Raw genomic sequence first — 8,286 nt, 5'->3', positions numbered from 1 at the left:
TGCGCCCTGGGCCACCTGTGGCGGCGGGGGAGCCGCGACCGGCTCAAGTGGGGGGTGGCGATGGACCTCGAGGCCAACGCCCTGCTGCGCGAGGCTGGGTTCGCCCTGCCCTCGCGCGCGGTGTACGACCCGGCCTTCGCGGGGCTCGCCGCGGAGGAGATCTACGCGCGCCTGCCCGAGCCGCCCCCCGAACCGCAGCCGTGGGGCGACCACAGCCCCGGTGATCTGCCGGAAGAGCCGTCCGGCGAGGTGTGGGAGCGCTGGCGGGAGATGGTTGCGGCCGCCCTGGCTGCCTGCCGGCAGGGGGACCTGCCTGCGGGGATCGAGGCGCGGCTGCGCGCCGCGCTCGCCCCGCGGGTGAGCTGGCGGGACCTCCTGGCCCGCTACCTGTCCCCGGCCGGGTTCGACTACTCGTGGCCGCCGCCCGACCCGCGCTTTCTGCACGCCGGGCTGTACCTGCCCGGGTTCGGCGGCGAGGCGGTGGAGGAAGCCGTGGTGGCCCTGGACACGTCGGGCTCGGTCACGGAAGGGGAACTGAGCCAGTTCCTGGCCGAGGTTCGGGCCCTGTGGGCCCAGGACGTGGTGGTGCTGCACGTGGTGGACTGCGACGCCGCCACTTACACGTGGCGGACCTTCACGCGCGGGGAGCCGCTACCCGACTTCCCCGTGCGCGGCCGGGGCGGGACCGACTTCCGCCCCGTTTTCGAGGAGGTGCGCCGCCGGGGTATCCTGCCTTCCTGCCTGGTGTTCCTCACCGACGGCGAGGGCAGGTACCCCGAAGCGGCGCCTCCTTACCCCGTGCTGTGGGTGCTGGTGCCCCGCGGCCAGGGCCGGCCCCCGTGGGGGACTGTTGTGAGGATGGTGTGACCGGTGGCCGGGGGAAGGATGAGGTTTGAGGATCGAGGTGGACGTAGCCCAGTTCCGCGCGGCGCTGTCCCGGGCCGCCCGTGCAGCCGCGCCCGCCAGCGTCACCGGGGCGTTGACCGCCGTGCTGATCGAGGCCCGGGAAGGCGGAGCAGTCACGGTGACCGGGACGGACCTGAACGGGTGGCTGTGGGCGGCCTGCCCGGCCGTGGTCGAGGCTCCGGGGGCGGCGCTCGTCCCCGCGCGCGTGGCCGCGGCGCTCTTCGGCAGCCTCGACCGGCGGGAGGCCGTGCTGTCCGCGGCCGGGGGGCTGCTGGAGGTGCGCTGCGGCGGGCGCTACAGCCTGGTGGCGGCCGACCCGGACGGGTTCCCGCGGCCTCCCCGGGCCGGCGGGGAGCCGGTTTCCGCGCCGGGGGGCGTGCTGCGCCGGGCCCTGGAGCAGGTGCTGGTGGCGGTGCCGCGTGACGAGTCCAGCAAGCTCGGTGCGGTGTGCTGGGAGCCCGCGGGGCTGCTGGTGGGCACTGACGCCGTGCGGCTGGCGGTGGCGCCCTGCGTGCCCCCGCCCGGCGGGCAGCGGCTGGTCCTGCCGGTCAGCGCGGCCGCCCTGGGCAGGCTCCTGCCCGACGGAGAGGTGAGCGTGCGGGCCTCCGGGACGGTGGTGGAGCTTTCCTGGGACGCGGGCGGGGCGGTCCTGCGCACCGTGGGCACGGGGTACCCGGACTGGAGGCGCGTGGCCGAGGTGCCGCCGCGCGTCACCGCGCGGGCAGAGCTCGGAGATCTCGCCGCGGCGTTCGAGCGGGTGAAGGCCGCGGCCGGGGAGGAGTTCCCGGCTGCCACGGTCAGGGTTTGCCCGGCTGGCATGGAGGTCACCCTTGCCTCCTCGCGCGGGAAGGCCCGCGAGGAGGTGCCCTGCTCCGCGGACGGTGAGATCTCCGTACGGTTTGACTGCTCGCTGGTGCTGGACGGCCTGGGCGCGCTGGCGCGCTCGGATGTGTCGGAAGTGGTATGGGCGTTCTCGGGCGAGGCGGGCGCCTCGCTCATCTCGGCACCGCAGGAGGGGAGCTACCGCTACGTGCTCCTGCCCCTGCGGCCGCAGTAGGGGGGCGGGTCCGGGCCCGCCTCCCGGCCCCTTTCAAGCCCCATGGCGGCCCGGCGCGGTCGGGCTGCTGCGGGCAAAATGCCGCCCGGGTCGAGGAGGCGGCGGAAGGGGGAGAAGAGCGTGGACGGAAGCGGGAACGGGAAGGCGAAGTCGGCGAGGTCGTGGTTCTGGGTGAGGCACCCGGGTCCGGGCGCCCTGCTGGAGGCGGGCCAGAAGTGCCGGTTCTGCGGCCGCTGGGCCCTGCGCGGGGTGTACTTCTCCGAGGACCTGCCCGGCCCCGACGAGCCGGAGGTGTGCGGCTGCGGCACGCGCATGATGCCCGCGGTGGTGGACCTCGGGCGCCGCGAGCTGGTGGCCGCGGCGGTGTAGAGGGAGGCAGCTGACTGAAAGGAGGAAAAGGCAGTGAAGGCCACCTTTGGCCAGCGGCTGCTGGCCTATCTCATCGACACGGTCCTGGTGGGAGGAGCGATGTCTTTCGCGGCCGGCTTCCTGTCCGGCCTGGGGCTCTTGCCCCCGAAGTGGGTGACGCCGCTGTCGCTGCTCTTGTTCTGGCTCTACATGGTGGGCAGCACCAGGCGGGGCCAGACCTGGGGCAAGAAGGCCCTCAGGATCAAAGTCACTGACGCCGACGGCGGGCGCCCGGGCTGGGGCCGCGCGGTGCTGCGGGAGACCGTGGGCCGGATGGTCTCGGGGCTGGTTTTCTGTCTGGGGTACCTGTGGATGCTGTGGGACCCCGAGCGGCGCTGCTGGCACGACATGATCGCCGGCACGCGCGTGGTGCGCGCTGACTGAACTGATCGCGCGGGGGCACACGCGGGGAGGGCCTGGCCAAGGGCCCTCCCCCGCGTCCCCGGGGGGTGTTTGGCTGTGGGTATAAGCCTGAAGGAACCGGCGACAGGCTCGCGCGTGGAGTATGTGACGTCGGCCGAAGACCTGCGGGAGGCCGTGGCGGGGGCTCGCGCGGCCGGGTGCGTCGGGGTGGACACCGAAACCACCGGACTCGACCCCCGCACGGACAGGCTGCGGCTCGTGCAGGTGGCTGTGCCGGGCCGCGTGTGGGTGGTTGACGCCTGGCAGGTGGGGACGCTGGCGCCACTCGGGGGCCTCTTAGCCGACGCCGGCGTGCGCAAGGTGTTCCACCACGCCGCTTTCGACCTCAAGTTCTTCCGCGCCGCGGGACTGCGCGAGGTGGCCTCCGTGGCCGACACGATGCTGGCGAGCCAGCTCCTCTCTTTCGGCCTGCCCGGCGGCTCCCACACCTTGGCCGCGGCGGTTTCCCGGCACCTGGGCCGCGACCTCGACAAGTCCCTGGGGGCGTCGGACTTCTCCGGAGCGTTGTCGGCGGCCCAGGTGCTCTACGCCGCGCGGGACGCGGCGGTGCTCCTGCCCCTGTGGCAGGTCCTGGAGCGCAAGCTCCGGGAGGCGGGGCTGCTGCGGGCCGCGCGGCTGGAGTTCGGCTGCGCGCCGGCGGTGGCGGACATGGAGTACGCCGGCATCCTGCTCGACCTGGACGCCTGGGAGGAGCTGGGCCTGGAGCTGAGGGCCAGGCGCGACGCCCTGCGCGGGCGCCTGGCTCAGGAGCTGGTGCTGCCCGGCGGCGAGGACCTGTTCGGGGAACGGGCCCCGGCCAACCCCAACTCACCGCAGCAGGTGAAGGCGGCCCTCGAGGGTCTAGGGCTGGAGGTTCCGGACACCCGGGAGTCGACGCTGAAGGCCGTGGCCGGGGACCACCCCGTGGTGCGGGCGCTGCTGGAGTGCCGTGCTCTGGAGAAGCTGATCTCCGCCTTCATCGAGAAGCTGCCCGGCCACGTGAACCCCGCGACGGGCCGCATCCACGCTACCTACGACCAGTGCCGGACGGCTGCCGGCAGGTTCTCCTGCCGCGAGCCCAACGTCCAGCAGGTGCCCCGCGACCCCGCCTTCCGCAAGTGCTTCCGCGCGGAGGAGGGGAACGCGCTCGTCATCTGCGATTACTCGCAGATAGAGCTGCGCATCGCCGCGGCGCTTTCGGGCGACGCCCGGATGCTGGACGCTTACCGGCACGGGCAGGACCTGCACGTGCTGACCGCGGCGATGGTTTCCGGCAAAAATCCGCGGGATGTCTCCAAGGAAGAGCGTCAGAGGGCAAAGGCCTGTAACTTCGGCCTTATCTACGGCATGTCGGCCCGGGGCCTGCAGGCTTACGCCCGCGACAGCTACGGGGTGCACATGTCCCTCGAAGAAGCCGAGGAGTTCCGCCGGCGGTTCTTCGGGGCCTACCGCGGGATCACCGCCTGGCACCGGGCGCAGCGTGGACTCAGGGAGGTGAGAACCCGTTCGGGCAGGCTGCGCCGGTTCGAAGGTGACCCGCCCGCGACGGAGCTTTACAACACTCCCGTCCAGGGTACCGGTGCGGACGTTCTGAAGCGGGCCATGGGCCGGCTGCGGCCGCACCTCGTCAGGCTGGATGCCGACCTCGTGGCGTGCGTGCACGACGAGTTGGTGTGCGAATGCGCTGAGGAACGTGCCCAGGAACTGCTTGAGGTGATGGTGCGCGAGATGGAAGCGGCGGCGGCTGAGTTCGTGCCCGAGGTGCCGGTGGTGGCCGCGGCGCGGTGGGGAGGACCTGGGCGGACAAGTCCTGAGCTGCCGCGAGCGGGCCGGCCGCATGATCGAAACCGAGGTGCCGGTGTCCCACAGGAGGCTACCGCCCCGCGGCAGGCCCCGCGGCGGTGCGGCGACGACCACCTCTCGCGGTACGCGGTGCCGCGTCCGCTCCGTGCCGGGGTCGCTGCGGAGAGATGATCTGCGCGGGGCTCCCCGCCCCGCTCTCGAGCAGCTTGCTGAGGTGCTGGCCCAGACCAGGGGGAGGTGTAATGGAGTGGAGGAGCAGGTCAAAGAGCGCGTCCGGCGGTACCTGGAGGAGCAGGGGTGTCGGGTGGTGGCGGAGGATTACGCCCTCGAACGCTGGGGGAAGATCGACTTCGTGGTCCGCGACGGCCCGATCCTGGCGTTCGTGGTGGTGCGGAAGCCCGAGCGCGCCCGCGTGACGCGCGAGCAACTCGAAAGCCTTGCCCGCGTGGCCGCGAGCTTCCTGGGTGAGCGTGGCTGGTGGCATTTCGTCTGCCGCTTCGACGTGGCGGTCATCTCGGGTGACCCGCCTGCCGTCGAAATCAAGAAGGACGTGGGATAGCGTGGGTGCGCCGCCGCGGCGACTTTCTGCCCCGGGCGGCCCCCGCGGGGACCGCCCGGTTCCGATCCGTACGAGCATCGGCGTGGTGGAAGTTCTGTCCCGCGGCGAGCAGGTTGCCGCCGTGCGGCGGGCGCGGCTGGTACGTGGTGGGGGACATTCCGGACGCCTAGCGGGACTGCTTCGATGACCTGCCCGTGGCCGCGGGGCCGTTTGAGTCCCGGGCGGCCTCCCGGGAGTGGCGGCTTGAGGAATACGAGGGGGGAGAAGGTATTGAGCACGTACTTTGTGCGCTTCCGTCTCCGTGCGGCAGACGTTACGCCGGAACTCGAAGCCCTCATCAAGGCCCACGGACCCTACGGCGAGGGCGCCGGCTTCACCCGCGACGGCTTTTACGAGGTTGCAGACGCGGACGACGCCCACGCCGGCCTGGAAGACGAACTGGTGCGGCGCGGCGTTCCGTTCGACCGGGTACTGGAGACCGACGATTGCGAGCTGGTCAGGGAGGAACGGCGCTTCCGGCCGGCTGCGGGGGGCGACGGGGTTGCCGACGCCCGGGTGAGCCTGGTGGGCGGCGAGGCGTTCGTGCCCACGTCGGCCTTGCGGAAGCTCCTGGACCGTGAGCCCGAGTCGCTGCGGGCCGAACTGGCCGCGCTGCTGCAGGTGGTGGAACCCGTGCTGCCCCTCGACCGGGGTGGGTGTTTGTAAGGAGGGATCAGAGCTTGCCGTATGTTTGCCCGAAATGCGGCCAGTGCGACCTGGGCTTTACGGAAATCTTGACGCACTGCATGGTCACGAGAACGGTGGACAACGAGCTTCAGCACGTGGGCACCGAGGATTGGGAGCGCACGGGGAATACCACCTCCGAGTACATCTGCCCGCTCTGCCGCTTCCGGGCGGGCAGGGGCGGGCTGAACCTGAAGTAGCCTTTCAGAGAGCCGGGAGCCGCAATCTCCCGGCTTCCTTTTTGCCCCATATGGCGGCCCGGACCGCGGAGTCCGCCGGGGATACATTTTCCCCCTCGCGCGGCGAGAGGGAAAGGAGGGAGGTCGTTGGATGAAACCGACGCGCAGGTCAACTGCCCACAGGCTGCTGGGCAGCCTGTGGCCGAAGCTGAGTGCCGGGGACCTGCCCCGACAGGTCGTCAGCCGGGACGGGATGCACAGGGGCGTCGTGACCGGCCGCACCTGGCAGTGCCAGGTGGAGGGCTGCCGGGGTACCCGCATCGAGGTGCGCTGGCCCGACGGGACTACCACCCGGCCGTGCAGTGCAGGGATGCGGGCTGTGGACCCCGACACATGGCGAATCTGGTAGGCAGGCAGGTAGCGGCAATGGGTCGGGTGGTCGCGGTCGACCTCTGCAACACGGTGGCGGCGGTGAATGCCGCTATCGCGGCCTGCCTGGGCCTGGGGGCCGGGTGGGTGTGGGAGACATACAGCCTTGAGCCGGCGGGTATCCGCGACGCCGAGGCCTGGTTCCGGGGACATCCTGAGGTGTTTGCCGAGGCGGAACCGGTGCCAGGAGCCGCAGAGGCGCTGGACGGGCTGGCCGCTGCGGGCTGGGAGATCGTGTACCTCACCGCTCGGCCGGAGTGGGCCCGGGGGTTGAGTGTGGAGTGGCTGAGGAGGCGCGGGTTCCCCCAGGGCCGGCTGGTGATGACCCAGGACAAGGCCGCGGCCTGCACCGTCTTGGGGATCAGCGCCGCGGTGGAAGACTCGCCGGAGCAGATTCGCGCGTTGTCCCGCGTCGTGCCTGTATACGCGCCGGCGCAGCCCTACAACGGGTCGCCCCTCGGGTGGTGGGAGATCGTCCGGATGCTCGAGCGCAGGTTCCCGCGGACTGACGAAGGCGCCGCTGGGAGGAGGTGGACGCGGTGAAGGAGCACACGGAGGAAGTTAGCTTGGCGGTGCGCCAGGAATTCTGGCGCGTCCTGGACGAGCCTGTGGACGAGGTCCTGGTGGACCGCGCGGTCCGGGATGTCCTTGAGTGCTCGGGACTGGGCGCGGGAGAGCACAGGTGGAGTCACGACGATGTGACCCTGGCCGTCCGGCGGGTGCTGCTGGACGGGGCACGCGAGCTGGCTCTCCGGCTGCGCGCCGGGCGGCAGTAGCGCCGGAGGTGGTAGCCCGTGTTCTGGGACATTGTCCAGCCGTATCTCGACCGGGGACTGGTCTCCTGTCAGCGTCACCCGGACTGGCCCGACCTGGCCATCTTCAACTACACGCCCAAGTGCGAGCTTGGGCGTCACTGGGACAACGTGACGCGGATCTGCCGGGGCCTCGTGGTCGACCTGGCACAGGACCGCGTGGTCGCCAGGCCGTTTCCCAAGTTTTTCGGGCTGTGGGAGCTGCCGGCTCTCGGTATCAACCTGCCGCCCGGGGATCCCGAGGTGACCGTCAAGCTCGACGGTGTCCTGGGCATCTCGTATCGCACGCCGGACGGGGCGCTGCGCTGGGCCACCAGGGGCTCGTTCGTGTCGCCGCAGTCAAAGGTGGCGGAGCGCATGTGGGAGGGGCGGCGGCTCCCGCCGCCCGGGCTCACCCTGCTCTGCGAGATCATTCACCCGGAGACGCGGGTGGTGGTCCCGTACGACTTTGAAGACCTTGTCCTCATCGGCGCGGTGGAGACCGAGACCGGTTGCGATCTGGACTGGGAGGAGCTCGCGCGGGTGGCGCGTGATGTCGGGCTCCGCGTGGTGGAGCGGGTGCCGCTGGACCTTGAAGGGGCGGTGGCCCGGGCTGAGAAAATGCACGCGGGCTCGGGGGAGGGCTTTGTCCTGCGCTGGCGGGGCGGCTTCAGGGTCAAGGTGAAGGCCCGCGACTACGTCGAGGCGCACCGGGTGCTACTGAGGCTAGAGTCACAGCGCAACCTGGCCGAGGCCTGGGAGCGCGGCGAGGTGTGGCCCTTGCTCGAGAAGCTGCCGGACGGTGCGGCTCTGGCTGCCCGCGTAGCGGAGCTTGACCGCCTGCTTCGGCAGGTACTGGACACCTGCGCGGCTTTCTTCGAGGCCAGGCGCAACCTGTCCCCGAAAGAGTACGCTCTGCAGGTACAGACGCAGCTGCCGGCATGGCTCTGGCCGGTGGCCTTCGCGGCCAGGCGGGGCGTGGCAGGGGCGGAAGCCGTAGCCAGGCGGGCTGCGGCGAGGAGGTGGTTG

Annotated in this window: 12 protein-coding genes; all 12 read left to right on the top strand. The window is 71.5% G+C overall.

Going from position 1 to position 8,286, the window contains the following annotated elements; genetic code table 11:
* Window positions 1–867 (top strand): VWA-like domain-containing protein (locus tag AB1609_10655; protein ID MEW6046927.1); only part of this gene is annotated, 867 nt, incomplete at its 5' end.
* A gap of 25 nt (window positions 868–892) precedes the next feature.
* On the top strand, window positions 893–1,963 hold the full coding sequence (locus AB1609_10650) for a DNA polymerase III subunit beta (GenBank protein ID MEW6046926.1): 1,071 nt from the start codon (window positions 893–895) through the stop codon (window positions 1,961–1,963).
* Window positions 1,964–2,083: 120 nt separating this feature from the next.
* A complete protein-coding gene (locus AB1609_10645) occupies window positions 2,084–2,332 on the top strand; it encodes a hypothetical protein (GenBank protein ID MEW6046925.1) in 249 nt (82 codons plus the stop codon).
* Window positions 2,333–2,365: 33 nt separating this feature from the next.
* Window positions 2,366–2,755 carry an RDD family protein gene (locus AB1609_10640; GenBank protein ID MEW6046924.1) on the top strand — a complete coding sequence of 130 codons (390 nt, stop codon included), beginning with the start codon at window positions 2,366–2,368 and terminating at the stop codon, window positions 2,753–2,755.
* Window positions 2,756–2,869: 114 nt separating this feature from the next.
* A complete protein-coding gene (locus AB1609_10635; GenBank protein MEW6046923.1) occupies window positions 2,870–4,747 on the top strand; it encodes a DNA polymerase in 1,878 nt (625 codons plus the stop codon).
* 76 nt (window positions 4,748–4,823) lie between these two features.
* Window positions 4,824–5,135: a YraN family protein gene (locus AB1609_10630; protein ID MEW6046922.1), complete on the top strand. Its 312-nt coding sequence runs from the start codon at window positions 4,824–4,826 to the stop codon at window positions 5,133–5,135.
* A 270-nt stretch (window positions 5,136–5,405) separates the two neighbouring features.
* On the top strand, window positions 5,406–5,840 hold the full coding sequence (locus tag AB1609_10625) for a hypothetical protein (protein ID MEW6046921.1): 435 nt from the start codon (window positions 5,406–5,408) through the stop codon (window positions 5,838–5,840).
* Between the two features lie 14 nt (window positions 5,841–5,854).
* On the top strand, window positions 5,855–6,058 hold the full coding sequence (locus tag AB1609_10620; GenBank protein ID MEW6046920.1) for a hypothetical protein: 204 nt from the start codon (window positions 5,855–5,857) through the stop codon (window positions 6,056–6,058).
* A 130-nt stretch (window positions 6,059–6,188) separates the two neighbouring features.
* Window positions 6,189–6,446: a hypothetical protein gene (locus tag AB1609_10615; GenBank protein MEW6046919.1), complete on the top strand. Its 258-nt coding sequence runs from the start codon at window positions 6,189–6,191 to the stop codon at window positions 6,444–6,446.
* 17 nt (window positions 6,447–6,463) lie between these two features.
* Entirely contained in the window at window positions 6,464–7,009 is a 546-nt protein-coding gene (locus AB1609_10610) for a hypothetical protein (GenBank protein MEW6046918.1), read from the top strand.
* The gene (locus AB1609_10605; protein ID MEW6046917.1) at window positions 7,006–7,242 is read left to right on the top strand and encodes a hypothetical protein; all 237 of its coding nucleotides are present in this window, start codon (window positions 7,006–7,008) and stop codon (window positions 7,240–7,242) included. The genes AB1609_10610 and AB1609_10605 overlap by 4 nt, the downstream gene beginning before the upstream one ends.
* A gap of 18 nt (window positions 7,243–7,260) precedes the next feature.
* The coding region (locus AB1609_10600) for an RNA ligase (GenBank protein ID MEW6046916.1) at window positions 7,261–8,286 on the top strand (1,026 nt) is incomplete at its 3' end.

It is taken from the genome of Bacillota bacterium (assembly GCA_040754675.1).
GTDB lineage: Bacteria > Bacillota > Limnochordia > Limnochordales > Geochordaceae > Geochorda.
Note: the sequence above shows the minus strand (reverse complement) of the source record. Positions and strands in the feature narration are given on the sequence as shown.